General features: G+C 38.7%; 16 protein-coding genes and 1 pseudogene. 8 read left to right on the top strand and 9 right to left on the bottom strand.

Annotated features, from left to right (window positions below; translation table 11 throughout):
- The 4 genes and pseudogenes from H5073_RS18300 to H5073_RS17035 all read left to right on the top strand — a co-directional run.
- The coding region (locus H5073_RS18300) for a hypothetical protein (RefSeq protein ID WP_220488099.1) at positions 1-224 on the top strand (224 nt) is incomplete at its 5' end.
- A 188-nt stretch (positions 225-412) separates the two neighbouring features.
- On the top strand, positions 413-706 hold the full coding sequence (locus H5073_RS17045) for a hypothetical protein (RefSeq protein WP_182680769.1): 294 nt from the start codon (positions 413-415) through the stop codon (positions 704-706).
- A 23-nt stretch (positions 707-729) separates the two neighbouring features.
- Positions 730-924, top strand: a pseudogene (locus H5073_RS17040) (type II toxin-antitoxin system PrlF family antitoxin); the annotation flags it as partial.
- 557 nt (positions 925-1,481) lie between these two features.
- Positions 1,482-1,826 (top strand): hypothetical protein, encoded by a 345-nt coding sequence (locus H5073_RS17035; RefSeq protein WP_182680767.1) that lies wholly within the window; start codon positions 1,482-1,484, stop codon positions 1,824-1,826.
- A gap of 72 nt (positions 1,827-1,898) precedes the next feature.
- Here H5073_RS17035 and H5073_RS17030 read toward each other — a convergent pair whose 3' ends face one another.
- A complete protein-coding gene (locus H5073_RS17030) occupies positions 1,899-2,135 on the bottom strand; it encodes a helix-turn-helix domain-containing protein (RefSeq protein ID WP_182680766.1) in 237 nt (78 codons plus the stop codon).
- A 100-nt stretch (positions 2,136-2,235) separates the two neighbouring features.
- Here H5073_RS17030 and H5073_RS17025 point away from each other — a divergent pair, with 100 nt between their 5' ends.
- The 3 genes from H5073_RS17025 to H5073_RS17015 all read left to right on the top strand — a co-directional run bounded on the left by H5073_RS17025 (position 2,236) and on the right by H5073_RS17015 (position 5,141).
- Entirely contained in the window at positions 2,236-2,745 is a 510-nt protein-coding gene (locus H5073_RS17025) for a hypothetical protein (RefSeq protein ID WP_259394940.1), read from the top strand.
- A complete protein-coding gene (locus tag H5073_RS17020; protein ID WP_182680764.1) occupies positions 2,742-4,157 on the top strand; it encodes a DEAD/DEAH box helicase in 1,416 nt (471 codons plus the stop codon). The genes H5073_RS17025 and H5073_RS17020 overlap by 4 nt, the downstream gene beginning before the upstream one ends.
- Before the next feature lie 96 nt (positions 4,158-4,253).
- Complete coding sequence (locus H5073_RS17015; RefSeq protein WP_182680763.1) at positions 4,254-5,141, top strand: IS982 family transposase; 888 nt, start codon at positions 4,254-4,256, stop codon at positions 5,139-5,141.
- 67 nt (positions 5,142-5,208) lie between these two features.
- Here H5073_RS17015 and H5073_RS17010 read toward each other — a convergent pair whose 3' ends face one another.
- Positions 5,209-5,475: a hypothetical protein gene (locus H5073_RS17010; RefSeq protein ID WP_182680762.1), complete on the bottom strand. Its 267-nt coding sequence runs from the start codon at positions 5,473-5,475 to the stop codon at positions 5,209-5,211.
- A gap of 334 nt (positions 5,476-5,809) precedes the next feature.
- Between H5073_RS17010 and H5073_RS17005 the strand changes: the two genes are divergently transcribed.
- A complete protein-coding gene (locus H5073_RS17005; protein WP_182680761.1) occupies positions 5,810-6,562 on the top strand; it encodes a hypothetical protein in 753 nt (250 codons plus the stop codon).
- A gap of 143 nt (positions 6,563-6,705) precedes the next feature.
- Here the strand turns inward: H5073_RS17005 and tnpA are convergent, their stop codons facing one another.
- The 7 genes from tnpA to H5073_RS16970 all read right to left on the bottom strand — a co-directional run.
- A complete protein-coding gene (gene tnpA, locus H5073_RS17000; protein WP_182680760.1) occupies positions 6,706-6,882 on the bottom strand; it encodes an IS66 family insertion sequence element accessory protein TnpA in 177 nt (58 codons plus the stop codon).
- Between the two features lie 102 nt (positions 6,883-6,984).
- Positions 6,985-7,905 (bottom strand): cation diffusion facilitator family transporter, encoded by a 921-nt coding sequence (locus tag H5073_RS16995; RefSeq protein WP_182680759.1) that lies wholly within the window; start codon positions 7,903-7,905, stop codon positions 6,985-6,987.
- Between the two features lie 90 nt (positions 7,906-7,995).
- Complete coding sequence (locus H5073_RS16990; RefSeq protein ID WP_182680758.1) at positions 7,996-11,190, bottom strand: efflux RND transporter permease subunit; 3,195 nt, start codon at positions 11,188-11,190, stop codon at positions 7,996-7,998.
- Positions 11,191-11,216: 26 nt separating this feature from the next.
- Entirely contained in the window at positions 11,217-12,386 is a 1,170-nt protein-coding gene (locus H5073_RS16985; protein WP_160056810.1) for an efflux RND transporter periplasmic adaptor subunit, read from the bottom strand.
- Positions 12,387-12,442: 56 nt separating this feature from the next.
- Positions 12,443-13,687, bottom strand: a complete 1,245-nt coding sequence (locus H5073_RS16980; protein WP_182680757.1) for a TolC family protein — start codon at positions 13,685-13,687, stop codon at positions 12,443-12,445.
- A 104-nt stretch (positions 13,688-13,791) separates the two neighbouring features.
- Positions 13,792-14,139 carry a DUF2946 domain-containing protein gene (locus H5073_RS16975; protein ID WP_182680756.1) on the bottom strand — a complete coding sequence of 116 codons (348 nt, stop codon included), beginning with the start codon at positions 14,137-14,139 and terminating at the stop codon, positions 13,792-13,794.
- Between the two features lie 1,419 nt (positions 14,140-15,558).
- Positions 15,559-15,842: ISAs1 family transposase (locus H5073_RS16970; RefSeq protein WP_182680755.1), on the bottom strand; the 284-nt coding region annotated here is incomplete at its 5' end.

The following is a 15,842-nucleotide window of genomic DNA, read 5'->3' as shown; positions in this document are numbered from 1 at the left end:
GAAGTAAACCGAGCCACTGTGCCGCTGTTCTGTATGTTTTCATCACCTGCTCCAAATTTATCATTGAGCAGGTATTTTCAAATAGTCAGATCAATGATGCGAGGTGTGGTTCGCTAGACGGTTACTATTTACACACAGTCATCTTAACAGCCAACCAAGAAGAAGCAAGTTTCTCATTTGTTAAATATATCCATCTTGATTATGTAACTTTATCAAGAAGTTAACCAATGGAGGTCTTGTAGGAAATCAATGAAAAACAAATGAATAGCATTGATTCAATGAGATAATGAACACGCGCGATCCCCATTCTGAGGTATAACTATTGAGAGTAACTCTATTTGTATCATCTAGTTGAACAAATTTTAGTAATATACAATGCTAGTGTTTAATTCTTATCCCGAAGAGTATTTATATGAAACATTATCAAATGCAGCTAGTTAATACAGTGGTAGATCGTGTTTGTGACGTATGTGGGAACAGTGTCATGATTGATTTAATTGGCCATAAATACGAAGAGGTTGGTGAGCTTAGAGCTTTATGGGGATATGGTTCCAAAGAGGATGGTACTTCATACCATTTGGATTTATGCGAAGCCTGCTTTAAATTTGCAGTGGAAGCTTTAAAAGAGCATAGAAAATCGATGATGCTTGATAAAAACTTAGATCTTCCTGGAGAGGATTTTGGTATAAATAAATCTTATAACTAGGCTTTTTAACAACTCAAGGGGGTGTTAACGTGTTATTTTCTAGTACACCAACAGAAGAAGATCCTATTTTAGAAAGTTTTTTATCTTTTCTGGCAAATGATATGCAACACCCGGACAAACTACAGCAGCTCACAGCTAGTATGTGTAGAAGTGCTGAAAGTTTAGTTGAAAATATAGAAATTGATCTTGGTGCTCAGTTATTAGACAATGATGAATAAATTTGTCTAATACTAATCAGATTGTTGGATTGTATCTGTTAACTATAAATATCAGATCTTGAGTCAGTCAGCCTCATGGACTGGTCAGTGATTTTTTTTCACTGGGCATATTTGCACATATGCCAACAGCTTGTCATTGGAACCACCTTTATCAGAAACTAACTCATTTCTGACCGTGCGACGTGAAGTCGTATGAAGCGTTGTTCACCACGATAAGAGTGAACCATCTATATCACCAGGTGACCCTATGGCTCTGAATAAAGTAGCGAGCCAGACAATTTAACGAAGTCCAGCAGATACTGGGCGGGAGCAGAATTATGAACACCCTCGAATCGTGAGAGGACGTCCTTCCTAACACAGAACACGCCTTAGCGGAGGCTTGAGCCGTATGCAATGAAAGTTGCATGTACGGTTCTTAGGAGGGCGGTACTTGGTAACAAGTGCCGCCTATCCGACATTTACAAGTTAAACGAACACATATCTAGCTTAATGTTTAATAACTCATCAACTTGAAATGACGAACGATGCTGTAAATTAATGATAGGAAGCTTAACTTCATGACAACTGATTTAAAGGGTAGTTCTATGGATGCTAAATACGTTGGTATTTCTGAGTATTTTGCTACAGGAGAAGGTGTTACGTACGTAATAGCATCTGGTACAAAGACTCAAATTAACGAGTTTGCTGGACCTTATTTTTCAATTGGGTTAGAGCTTTACTCGTTTGAAGAAATGAAAAGCGCATTGATTGAATGTGAGGGTATGAATGAAACTCGCATCATGGATGATAAACGCTTAAGAGCAGCATATGTACTGCAAACTCATTTACCCAGTGTTGCTGAGTTCATTAAACAATATGGCTTTGGAACCTTTTCTTATAAGCTCCATTATAACCTTAGTTAACAATTTGATGAGTTTAGTAGTAAAGAGAGTACTATAAGTATAAATTGATGAGGCTCACTTTAAGTATAAGCACTAATCTAGTTGTATTTTATATTTGAGCCTAACAGGCAAGATTTCATCAAACTCACAGTCAAGTGCATTGGCTATTTTGTATAGAGTCTCCAGCTTTATGTTGACGCAACCTCTTTCCATTTTTCCATAGTTACCTCTTTCAATACCGACATAGGCTGCAAACGCTTCTTGAGAATAGCCAGCATTAACTCTGAGATATCTTAATTTCTCACCAAATTCATTTACTAAATCACTCACCTATCAACACTCCAGGTAAAATGATTAGATTTTCATATTGAGGTGCAAGGCTCCACGCCCTATAATACCCATTCGTGATAATTATTAGGATCTGTTTTTGATGTTAGACCCATTAGTAGCTCAAATCATTGAAGCAGAAAACTTTGATAAGTTCACAACAAGTGATGTCCGATCTGCATATTTTGCATTAAAAAAAGATCTCACTTTGGATAGCGCAGAGATCAGGAGAATGATTTATGCAGAATTAATGAAGTTAGTAAAAAAAGGCTGGTTAGAGAGGAATATTCCAAAGCAAAAGGGGCTGACTAGATTCAAAAAAACAGTTTATTTTGATGCCAAAAGCCTTCCTGTTAAGCCTATAGCTTTATTGCCTATTTCTGATAATTACAGCATTGATGAGCATAAGAAATTGAGCGCAAAACTAAACTATTATAAATCAGAATTATTATTGAGTTTAGGTGAATCAGAGGCTTACAAAGAGATTTACCTAGAGTTGCCTGATTTAGCTGAAGAGTTACAACCTAAGTACAACTTAGCGAGGGAAAATAGCACTAAGTTGCTAGGGAAAATCAAGGCTATTGAAACGATCATCGAACAGAGAAATATATGAGACTTAGACGCTGGCAAACTGCTTGTATAGATTCGTCATTAAAACAATATCTTGATGGACAGTCTCATTTCTTAGTTTTAGCTACCCCAGGTTCTGGAAAGACTCTTATGGCCTCAGTCTTATCTAACCACTTATTGAAGAATGACCTTGTTGATTTAATCTTTTGCTTTTCCCCATCCTCGATAGTTTCTATGGATTTTGCTGAGTGCTTGCAATTGAGTTCGAATGAACGTTTTGACGGGCTAATTGGTTCCAAGGGCAGAGCTTTTACTTATCAACATTTGCAGTATTTAGATGGTACTTTTTGGGAGCTTTTTGAAAAATATCGAGTATTCGTTATTTTCGATGAAATCCATCATTGTGCGGGGTCCTCTGTCGATAATGCGAATTCATGGGGAGAGCATATAATTCTGAACATTCAGAACAAAGCTCGATTCACCATGGCGTTAACCGGTACTCCTTGGCGCTCAGATACCGCCCCTATCGTTTTTTCTAGCTATGCCTTGCCTGATGGCCAAATCTCATGTGATTACGTGTATGGGCTTTATGAAGCCATTTTAGACGGTGTTTGTCGCGTACCTCAGATAATCGCTGTTGATAACAATCATATTTCAGTAATAGAAAATAATGAAACCGCCGTTTTCGAAAGTTTTGATGACCTACTGTCTAACTCCCAAGTTGCATACCAGGACGTAATCGAAAATGATGATGTAATAAAACATATCATCACTTCGGCTAGTAAAAAGCTAGATTTTATAAGACTTGAAAACTCTAATGCAGCTGGCTTAATCGTAGCTTCATCGATAGAACAGGCCAATAGAATTTCAACATTAGTAAAAAAATGGCTTCAAGAAGAAGCTGTTGTCGCTACCTATAAGGAAAGTGACCCGACAGCCATTATTCAACGATTCAGACACTCAGAATCCAAGTGGATTATTTCTGTTGGAATGATTAGTGAGGGAACCAATATCCCTCGCCTACAAGTGTGTTGTTATCTCTCAAACATAAAAACTGAAATGTATTTTAGGCAAACACTAGGACGAATTCTTAGAGTTACAGACACTATGAATCAAGAAGCAATTCTTTATATGCCAGCGGAGCCCAAGTTGCTCGAGTATGCTTATAGAGTTAGACATGACGTGCCTGTTGAGGCTGATGTTGTAAAATTTGAAACAATGCAATCACTGCTTGTCGGCGATGAGACTAATAGTCAAAACAAAACTATTTCTCTGAAAGAACCTAGCATTGATTTGGCAGGCAAAGAAATTAAACTAAATGGTTTCATTGAAAACACTGATAGCTTGTTCGATGAAGATTTTTTATCAACTTCATATGACCAAGTGATGAATATATTTGGTCGTTTCAAACAAGAAACCATAGGCATAGGGTTAGGATTAGGTGAGTTGAAGTAACTTTACTTAACCTGAACTCGAGATAAGAAGTGAACTAAACGCCCTCTTTACGATCAGATCTTTCGACCAAGAAGGATTTAATCATGCAGAGGGCGTATGAATAATTTAGTGGATATATTTTGTGATGTCGATGATTTTTGTGCTGTATTCATTCCGCAATGGAAAACACAATGCCTGACTGACGGCACACGAAAACGTCAGCGCTCAAATCGAATGGGCATGAGCGAAATAATGACCATTATCATACTCTTCCATACATCCCACCACCGTGACTTCAAGAACTTTTATACTGGTTATCTTGCTCGATTCTTTAAATCTGATTTTCCACATTTGCTCAGTTACAGTCGCTTTTTGGAACTAATGCCTACGACTGTCGTGCCATTGTGCAGCTATTTTTGTACCATAAGAAGTCAGCCAACAGGGATTGAGTTTATTGATTCAACGAGTATCAAGGTCTGTCACAACTTACGAATTCCAAGGCATAAAAGTTTATCGGGCCTCGCTAGCCGAGGAAAAGGCACGATGGGATGGTTCTACGGGTTTAAACTTCACCTAATTGTTAATCACAAAGGCGGCATTGTAGCCGCCAAAATAACGCCCGCGAATGTGCATGACACTCAGCCTGTTTCGTGGATGGTGGTTAACTCAATGGATAAACATTATGCCGACAAAGGCTACATTAGCAAAGCACTGGCGAGCGACTTACTCGAACAAGGTGTTACGATCGTCAATAATGTCCGTAAAAACATGAAAGCTAAAGCATTATCCCTATGGGATAGAGCGATGCTTTCACGTCGATTTATCATTGAAACCATCAATGACCAGCTAAAAAATATTTCACAAATAGAGCATACAAGACATCGAAGCGTGCATGGTTTTATGTTGAATATGATAGGCGGATTGATTGCCTATCAACTGAAAGAAACTAAGCCACAACTCAATATTACGAATGCTGAATTTGGCGCTATTGTTGTTATGGCTTAAACCGATCTCAGGTTACTTACTTCAACCTAGATTATTTATCATTATTTAACTTGATATTGTAACTTAATCAAGATTTTGAAGCAGGGTCTATAATAAATGTGACTTTCTGTGGCTTATCTTGAAGAGAACGAATGAAAACAGGTTGGGATTTTACGCTTGAGTAGTTTTTATCAACCATTTCGCAGTCATCTAAATGCTTGATTAAACTTTTTATAGCATCTTTGTATTTGTCTGGAACCCTCATCACGACGGTTTTTTCGTATTTAGTTTTTCGACCTGCACCAGTTCGAAATCCGCCATGTGTTACCTTGTATTCAGCTTTTTCTTCAGACATGTAAACTCCAAGTTTGATTTTGTTACATTATCAGGCTATCTTGAATAAGTTACAAAATCAAGAGCCTCGATACTTTTAATGATGACGGATAGCTTTACATGCTGTGAGGTTAGGAAGATTGAGACAAGTTTTTATGCATGGCTGTAATCCTTGGATTAGAATTGCACCTTCAACAGCGCTAATAAGTAATCGTCCCGATATGAATATTTTTCAATCTTATTATTGGGCTGAAATGTGATAGATAAATGAACTTTTAATACAAATCTTGAGCTTATTTTTGATTAACCTTGAAATACGCTTTCAAATGTACAGCACTATTAACAGGCTCTCTGACATGCAAAATATTAGGACTAACATCCAAGCTTTAAATAAGCAAAATCCTGCACCTTTCTCAAATGACATCATCTATAACTACAGCACCTATTTGAGGAACAATGATATTTACCTTAAAGACGATAGAGAACACTACGTTGCCCCTATTCCGTTCGATCAAATAGTAGGCATCGAACAGATGTATGGTGATGACTCAACCTGGGGGCAATGCATAGAAGGACGATGGCTTAAGCGCCTGAAACAAAGACTTATAGAACTAGAAGACAACCCGCAGTATTATTTATCGGAAGTCGAACTGCCAAACCTATCCTTCATTAAGGTTGGAAGTAAGTACTTCATCAGCACAGGTAAACATCGCACGATTATCGCTAGATTTTTGTCCTATTTTAACCCTGAAGTGTTTAGCAACCGTTCTCCGTTTGAGTTTGCCAAGGTGACAGAGTGTTTTATTGACACCGAGTATGCCTCGTTTAAAAGGCGATTCGACGCTGTTACTGATAACTACCCTTCGTTAATATTTAAACTGCAACACACTACGGCAGAAGACGATCTGCATTTTCTACTTATCAGAGAAAATAGGGCCAATGGAAAATCCGAAGTGTTCACTCGAGCCCAAGCCTACCAGGTACTTGACGCACTAGAGAGTCCATCAGTCAAAGAAAAATGGAATTCAGGTAGTGTGTATTACAACAGCAATATTTACTCGTTTATTCCATATCAAACCTGCTTTAAGGCTTTTTTCGGGCACCCTTAGAGCAAAAAAGTCAATCGAAAACCGTTGCTAATCATCGTTGTTGAAATCACTTTTGCCCCAAAACTCGTTTGAAGCGAAAAGTGATTTAATATGAGCGGGGATATTTGCGTCCGGCGAACTACGCCTTGCCTAGATCAACGCGCTCAGCGGCACCACTTTTTGCTTAGTGGGTGACGAATGCGGGTTAAGTTTTTAGCCCACGCATAAAATGTAGATAGGGTTAAGTCACTGGTTTTACAACATTCAGCTTTGGTTAATTCACTTTCAGTTTGCTGCTGAAAAATACGCTGCCAGTATTGTATTTTATCGTTTTTTGACATGATTGTTCGCCTAGATTTAGTTAGGAAATAATCATGCTAAATTTGAAAATTATTGGTATGTGGGATTAATTGATCGCTTACTTTTCATCTTTGAAAGTATTTCTAATCGCTTTTTGAATCTCTACATATTTCGTCTACGAACTCAAATTCCAGTGTTGTATGTTCAAGATAAAAAGGGCTAAGTCGTGTTGATATTTCATGCTTTATTGCCATATATTCTTGTTGATCAAAATAATGATTCACTACTAAATGAGCTGTAAGAACATGCCTTTCGCCGTCAAGGGACCACAAATGGAAATGATGAATATCTTCAATAAACTTCAATGTTGATAATTCAATTTTTATTTTTTCTTGAATGGCTTTCTCAGGTGTTGCTTGTAAAAACAGACGTATTGCAGTACGGAGGTTTTTTAAGACATTAAAAAGAACAAATAATGTAAATCCTATTGAAAGTATGGGATCAAGTATTGGGAGTTCGATAAACATTAGGACGATAGCAACAATTAATACGGCTACCCAACCTAAGACGTCTTCCAATAAATGCCAATTAAGTACACGTTCGTTTAGTGTTTTCCCGTCACTTAATTTGAAGGCAGCATAACCATTAACAATCACCCCTAATATCGCTAACCATAACATGCCTTGAGCATCAGGCATTTCTGGCGATAACAATCGAGGGAATGATATGGTTAATACCCAAATCGATCCCGCGATTAAGACAACACCGTTAATTAGCGCACCAAGTAAAGAAAAACGGTGGTAGCCGTAACTAAACGTTTCATCGCGACTTTTCTTGCTGAGTTTGTTTAATCCCCATGCGAGACCAATGGATAAACTATCTCCTAAATCGTGAACCGCATCTGCCATTATCGCGGTACTGTTGGTTAACCAGCCGCCAATAAATTCGATAATAGTAAAACAAACATTTAATATAAATGCCCAGCCAATACGACTTGAAGACATATCTTTAGGAATATGACTGTGTCCATGGCTAGCTGGGTGTTGATGTGAATTGTCGGACATTACTTTCTCCTATAAATTGATATCCCGCAGCGAATACCTACGGGATATCTAGTTAAAGCAAACAGTTATATTTACTTTAACCAAGTAGAATTACCTTCTCATTTCTTCAATCCGACCTTTAGAAAACCAAGCATAAAGTACGGGAAGAACAAATAAAGTAAGGAACGTCGCAGTGACCAGTCCACCCACAATGACTGTAGCTAATGGCCGTTGTATTTCAGAGCCAACACCAGTTGACATGATAATAGGTATCAAACCAAGGGCAGAAGTAATCGCTGTCATCAATACGGGACGAAGTCTTGATATAGCACCTTCGTAAACAGCTTGAGCAATACTTTCCGTACCTGTTTCAATGCGTAGATTAATCGCTTCAACCATAACCACACCATTGAGAACCGCAACACCAAATAAGGTAATAAAACCAATTGAACTTGGTACAGATAGGTATTGACCAGAAATATACAAGGCAACTATGCCACCAATCATAGCTAAAGGTAAATTAACGAGGATGAGCATGGCTTGACCCACACTGGCAAAAGCAAAATATAATAACAACGCAATAATGCCAATAGAAAGTGGCACAACAATAGCTAGTCGTTGCTGTGCTCTTTGTTGATTTTCAAATTGCCCACCGATATCAACAGAATAACCCGTAGGCAAATCAACCTTAGTTGCAATTGCTGCTCGAATATCTTTTACGACACTACCCATGTCTCGCCCTTGTACATTGGCTTGAATAACGACGCGTCGCTGAACATCATCTCGGCGAACCTGAGGAGGGCCTGATTCAATGGCAATATCTGCAACATCACCTAGTCGTACCCATGCACCTGTTGGGGCTTGTAGTCGTAAATCAGCAATAGTTTGTTGTTGATTTCTAAACGCTTTGTCTATCCGCAGATAAATATCATAACGTTCATTACCATTAATGACTTGCCCTACTTCGTGACCACCGATACCATTTCGCACTAACCTCATGACATCACCAATCGATAAACCATATCGAGATAATTGACGACGGTTTGGTCTAACGACTAACTGAGATTCTCCTGCTATTGGCTCCATCGCTACATCTCTTGCACCATCAACACCTTGAATAGCATTAACAATAGCTTGACCTTGCTGAGCCAGGACATCGAGATCAGCACCAAATAGTTTTATGGCTAACTGCGCTTTAACACCAGAAAGTAATTCATCTACTCTTGTTGCGATAGGTTGAGAAAAATTCAGTAGTAAACCGGGGAATTTCTCAAGTTTTACTTCCATTAAACCTTGTAGTTCATGGCGTGTTTTAGCGCTGGTCCACTCTACAACTGGTTTGAGACCAATATAGATTTCAATGTTACTCACTGGCTCAGGATCACCACCAATTTCTGCTCGGCCAATACGACTGGTAGCATAAGTAACTTCAGGAAATTCAAGTAATATTTTTTCCAGTTTAGGGGCAACTGAAAGCGCTGTCGCTAAACTGGTTGATGGAGCCATTGTTACACGTAAATTAATGGTGCCTTCTTCAAGCTCTGGTACAAATTCAGTACCTAAATTTGGCACTAAAAATAATGTACCAACAAGTAAGGCTCCAGCCCCTATAAGAACCACTTTCTTTGCATTCATTGCCTTTGTTAAACTACGACGGTAAAATTTTTCTAGCACACTAACGAAAGGGCTGGTTCGTGCTTTAAAACCTCGTTGAAACAAGTAACTAGCTAACGCGGGTACAACAATGAGAGACACGGCTAACGACGCAACCATAGCAATCATAATACTAATAGCCATCGGCTGAAATAGTTTGCCTTCAACCCCTTCTAAGCTAAATAATGGCGCAAAAACCACCATAATAATTGTTACTGCAAAAAATACTGGCTTAGCTACTTCTCTAGCGGCAATTTGTATACGTAAACTAACATCGACATCTTTTTCGACATCAAAAGGGTTCTCACTGTCATGCATTCCTTTATGACTATGTTCGTGACGACGGTCTGGCTGACTGAGATGTTTGAAAATATTTTCCATCATCACCACCGCACCATCGACCATCATACCAATAGCAACCGCTAAACCACCCAGAGACATTAAATTCGCAGACAAGCCATTGTAAGCCATGATCATTAATGCCATCCCAACAGAAAGTGGAATAGAAATAAGTACCAATAAAACAGCTCGAACTTTCAGTAAGAAAAGTACTAACACGATAACAATAAAGATAAAAGCCATTATCAATGCTTCAGCGACCGTACTAACTGCTTTTTCAATCAAATCTGCTTGATCATAAATAGGTTCAAACGTGACACCTTTTGGCAGGGCTTGTTGAATAAGTGGTATTCTGTCTTTTATGCCATCAATGGCAACTTTGGTATTTGCGCCCATACGCTTTAAAACAATGCCGGATACAACTTCACCTAGAAATTTACTACCGTTAGTACCAACACGTTTACTCATGGTGACCGCGCCTTGTCTAATTTCGCTTCCAAACTCAACAGTTGCCACATCAGCAAGATAAACAACAGTACCTTCAATTGTTTTAACAGGGATTTGTTTTAGTTCTTCAATACCTTTTTCATCACTACTTAACCAACCAACACCTCGAATAATAAGTTGCTCTTGGCCTCTATCCATATACCAGCCTCCCGCATTGTCATTATTATCTTCTAATGCATTAGCGATATCTTGTTGAGTTAATTGGTAAGCAAGCAAACGAGAAGGATTAATATTTACTTGGTATTGTTTAACATTTCCGCCGAATGCTAAAACATCTGTAACGCCATCTACTGGCATTAAGAGTAATTTAACCACCCAATCGTTAAGGCTTCGAAGTGACATGCTGTCATACCCCGAGTCTTCATCAGCGAGCAATAAATATTGATATACTTGCCCCAAACCAGAAGTGTTTGGGCCAATTTCAGGTGTACCAACCCCTTCAGGGATCAATTCTTTTGCTGATTGCAATCGTTCAAAAACCAATTGACGAGCAAAATAAATATCGGTGCCTTCTTTGAAAACAACCGTAATACCAGACAAGCCTGTTTTAGAAATAGAGCGTACTTCTTCAACATCAGGTAATGCATACATTACGGCTTCTATTGGAAAGGTTATGAGTTGTTCTACTTCTTCCGAAGCCAAACCAGGCGCCTCAGTATTAATTGCCACTTGTACGTTGGTAACATCTGGAAATGCATCCAAATTCAAACGAGGAATAATAAAAAAGGCCGAAACCGTGAACGCAATCAAGGCAAGAATCACCAATAATCGGTTAGCGACAGACCAGTCAATCAAACGATTTAACATGTGTTAGTTCTCCAATTATCAGTTAATTAATGGTTATGAGCATCAAAACTGCCTTTGGCAATTTCCGCGGCAACATAAAAAGCGCCAGTTGTAACGACTTTAGTACCTGATGGCAAACCAAAAATTTCACGTGATTTTCCCAGTTGTCGTCCCAATTCAACTTCGACACCTTTAAATTCGCCATTTTCTTCAACAAACACCATCCAATCACCATCACTACCACGCATTAATGCTTCTTCAGGCACAGTCAGAACTTTTTTGTCCGTTTCAAAGGCAAAATAGACATCCGCAAATAAGCCTGGATGAAGCTTATGACCGACATTTTGAACCTGTAAGCGTATAATACGTGTGCGAGTTACTGGGTCTATGGTATGAGCTTTTTGAGTGATCGTAGCTATGTATGTATTGTTACCTACATTTACTTGCGCCTTTGAATTTTCAGGTAAGTCCAATTCCATTGATGGAGCTAAACGTGCTTCAACCCATAACGTATCTTCATCAGCCAACTCAAATAAAGTACCGCCCGATTCTATGCGTTGGCCTTGACGAAAATTATCAGATAATACCGCGCCAGAAGTCTCAGCGTTTAGAGTGTATTGCCCCAGTTTTTTAGTGTTGGTAGTCAAAGAGATAATAGCGTCAGTAGATAAGCCAAACGCATATAATCGTCCTAAGTCAGCCTCAAAATCGGTCTGAGCTTCTATAAAGCGTTTCTCACCTACCGCTTTTCGACCAAGTTTTTGAACCCTTTTCCATTCTGAATCAGCGAGCCTATAGCTGGCTTGAGCTTCAGCCATTGACTCACTAAATAGGGTGACTAACGGTTGATTGATTTCAACATGATCACCTAAAGCAACATGGCGTTTTAGTATCACTGAATCTACTCTTGGCGAGACTAAATAACTGGTATAATCATTAGCCTTTATCTCCCCTTGAGCATAAATACTATAAGCCATCGTCTGAGGCTCTAGTACGGTTATGTTAATTTCAGCTAAAGTTAATTGCCCCTTTGAAAGTTTAACTCCCGCACCTTCTTCCTCCTCATTTTTAGCTTCATGTCCATGTCCATCATCTTTTTCTTCAACATGCTTTTCGTTTTTTTCAGATGATTGAACATTTGCAAATGTCGCAGTAGTTATGGTTGTTATTCCACAAAAAAGTACGGCCAGCGTTATTAATTTAATTTGCTTATTCATATGTTTTTTCCAAAATTGGTTCATTGACTATTAATTATTCAAATTACATTTAATGATCAAGGCTGAGATAATTGTTGGAGCACAGTCTTAATTTGCCCCACTTGTAATAGCCAATCTATTTGGCTTAATTGAAATTGACTTTGTAAGTCTATGCCCGCTTTAAGACCTTCAGCACGCTGTTGTAAAGCGAGTAAATACTCGGTAGTGCTCACATCACCGCTTTGCCATTGCTTTTGCAGCAAGTCGCCACTACGTTTACCTCTTCCATCCATCAATTGTTGCCAACGTTGATAGTTTTTTTGATAAGTGAGCAAGGTGTCGATACTTGATTGAATAGAAAACCGTTGTTTGCGCATAATGGAGAGAAAATTTGCTTCGGCAGCTAATGCTTGTTGATTCGCAGCTCTTGCTTGTGCTGAAAAATTGTTGCGAATGTTCAGAGGCATTGAAAGCGTTACTCCAAGCACATTGTCTCCTGCATTTTTACCTGCATTTATACCGATAGTAGGGTCCGATTTAGCCTCCAACATTGACAGTTGAGCATTACTTTTAGCTATTTGCCACTGCGCTTTTGCCTCTAGAACTAAAGGATGTTGTTGAAGCCATTGAGGTGATAATTGATAATTGCTGATAGTCAAACCTTGCGCAGGTAAAACCTCTTTATCCGGCGTCCAATCCTGCAGTAGCTCCTTGACTTGAGCTTCAGCTTGTTTTAATTGAACTTGTGCTTTTGCGGTAACATTCAACATTTGAGATAAACTTAAAAAAGTAAGTTCAGCATCTACTTGTCCAAGATCACCTGCTTTTTGACGATCCTTAACTAAATCAAGTATGGTTTCCAACTGCTTTTCTTGTTCTTGAGCTATAAAAGCTTGCTTTTTAGCTGCTTGCCAAGTAATTAACGCTTGTAAAGCTTGCGCTGTCTTTTCTTGAACAAGAAAGTCAAAGTGTTTGCTTGCTTGAGTTAAGCTAAAGTTAGCTTGTTGCTCTTTTGTTTCTCGTTTATCCCACCAATCAATCGTTTGATTAATGCCAATGGAATAATTATTAGCGTCACCTTCTCGCTCATAACCAGTCTCTAGTTCAGGATTATAAAGCGGTTGCTTGTTCCCTTCCGCATTTGAAAAAACAGCATTCATTTCTTCTTTGGCAGCAATAATATTTGGATGTTTGTTTATTTGCATTGACAGCCAAGACGTCGATGTTGGTTGTGCATTTGCTCTTTGTATATTGATTAACATAGCTAAAAACATACCGACGCATAGCATGGCGCAAATACTTTTTTTAAAAAATATTTTCATAAATTAAACTCATATTTATTTTGGTAGTGTTAACTGACGACAGTAAAATCGTAAGTAGACAAGAATATAAAGATGCTCAGCTAAAATGAGCTATTCAAATAGAGTTAACTTATAGGAGGGATTATTGGGTTATCAGAGTATGCATTAGCATATTGATATGAATATAGGTATTGATGAGCTACTAGTATATTGTGATCAATACTAGGTTTAGTTTGAGTCAAACATTGAGAATGAAACCCATGACAATGTCCACAGTGATGACAGTCCTCAACACTATGTTCACCTTCTATTGGTAATTCGTTATCAACTATTTGGCTATCATATTCGTGAGAATGTTCGGTTTGGATATGTTGTACATCTAATATATGCGTTTCTTGTGAATTTGCAATAGCTACAAACGATTGTATTACAATCGCAATCGCTAATATTAAATTTAGAAACTTATTTTTCAAAGAAATAACCATTAGATGTACAAAGTTAAAGTAGAACATTTCTTATTGATTTTGTCAATTAAACTAAACTGTATTTTTAAAGACTGTTGTCGCTTAAGTCGTTAAGCAGCTTCTTTGTATTGATCTGGATTTAACTCCACAGTGCCTATTGGCTGCCAGTTTCGCTCGAAATCACAGTAGGTTTCACTAATTTATTCATGCTCGTTTCTTTTTCTAATCACTCTTGGTCGAATGATCGGATCAAGGAACGAGCATTTAGTTCCTTTGGGGAGCTAATTTCTTATCCGAAGCTCAGAAGTTTGTCAAAGCTACTCCCTTGTACGGTTTCTCATTTCAGTTGATTATTTCCATAATCAACCAAGCAGGAATACCCCGATAGCAAGTCGGTTTGGGTACCACTAAAAAAAACATCTGCTCATCACAGACTTAAAATGTACTTCACCCCTTCGCAACGTTTTACTGCTTTTGACCGTTAACGTTCCATAAAACGCATTGTTGATGGTCAGCTTGTTTTTGTCCTCCACACCATTACAGACTTTCACAGGCCAAGCTTTACTCACTACTACGGGGTCATCTGCCACCTCACACTAAAATTGATCTTGGCTTTCACCTTGACTCAATGTTTCCGGTCTATATCCGGATTCAGTGCCAGGCTTCCCCAGTTACTGCACTGACTCCCTGTTAACAATGCCACCCTCAAACACAGCTTAGGTCTGACTGAGTATAGGACTTTGCGTTATTTTGCACGCTTACCCACCTCAACTGCCGAAGCAGGTTCACTTGCGTTGTGTACTGTTAACTTCCTATCGCTTCCTTCAGACCCTGTCGTTGACCAACAACGCCCTTGCGATTTGGATTATCTTCCCCTCAGTCGGGTTGATCTGGGCATCTTTCAGCCTAGCGGGTTTGCCAGCTTCGCTGGGCAAAAAAAGCGACCACTCAATGAGTCGGTCGCTTTTTATTAGTTTCTAACTTTTCAGTTAGTAGCGATCTTTATGACTAGTTTCGAACATTATTTAACTTCCATAATAAATGAACACTGGGACACCATTACCCAAGCGATTCACATGATTATGCGACCATTTCAAGTTAACTAACTCAAGCTCTCATAATGTGTAATAGTAAACAATTAGGATGATGGTGCTATCAATTGCCATTATGACCAACAGGCTTCTAAGTATGTAGTGCCGCCTTTAGACGCCTTGTTCTTATCCTGACTTAGTAAGAACAAGGGCTGCTACCATTTCAATTAGAAGTAGTCGTTTGACAATCACTGTTTCATTACTTATCGCTTATTAAAATCCCTTATTCTCAGATACTGCAACGATATCACCATCGTCATCAATTCTAAAATATAATGTCTGTTTAACTTTTGAGTTCGTAGCACTCACAGGGTGGGATTACACTTTGTTAAATTCGTTAACCAAAGAATAATTCAGCCCTAAAATCATCATTCCATGCCGCTTTTCTCATCTTGCTTGGCTTACTCGCCTTTAGCGGGTGTTGCTCTAACAAATTCAATACGATACGTCTAAGCAATGCCATTTTCTTCGCATTTTCTCTGTCACCAATACGACTACTATCTTCTTTAAACGTCACATCTAACACCCAATGCTGTTTGTTTTCAATGTGCCAATGCTGACGTATGGCTCGATAGGCTAACTCAGGCTCAATGGCTAGCGAGCTCAAGTAGTAGTGGGTAT

The organism is Shewanella sp. SR44-3 (assembly GCF_014163735.1).
Lineage (GTDB): Bacteria > Pseudomonadota > Gammaproteobacteria > Enterobacterales > Shewanellaceae > Shewanella.
This window is presented reverse-complemented; position numbering and strand designations above follow the sequence as displayed.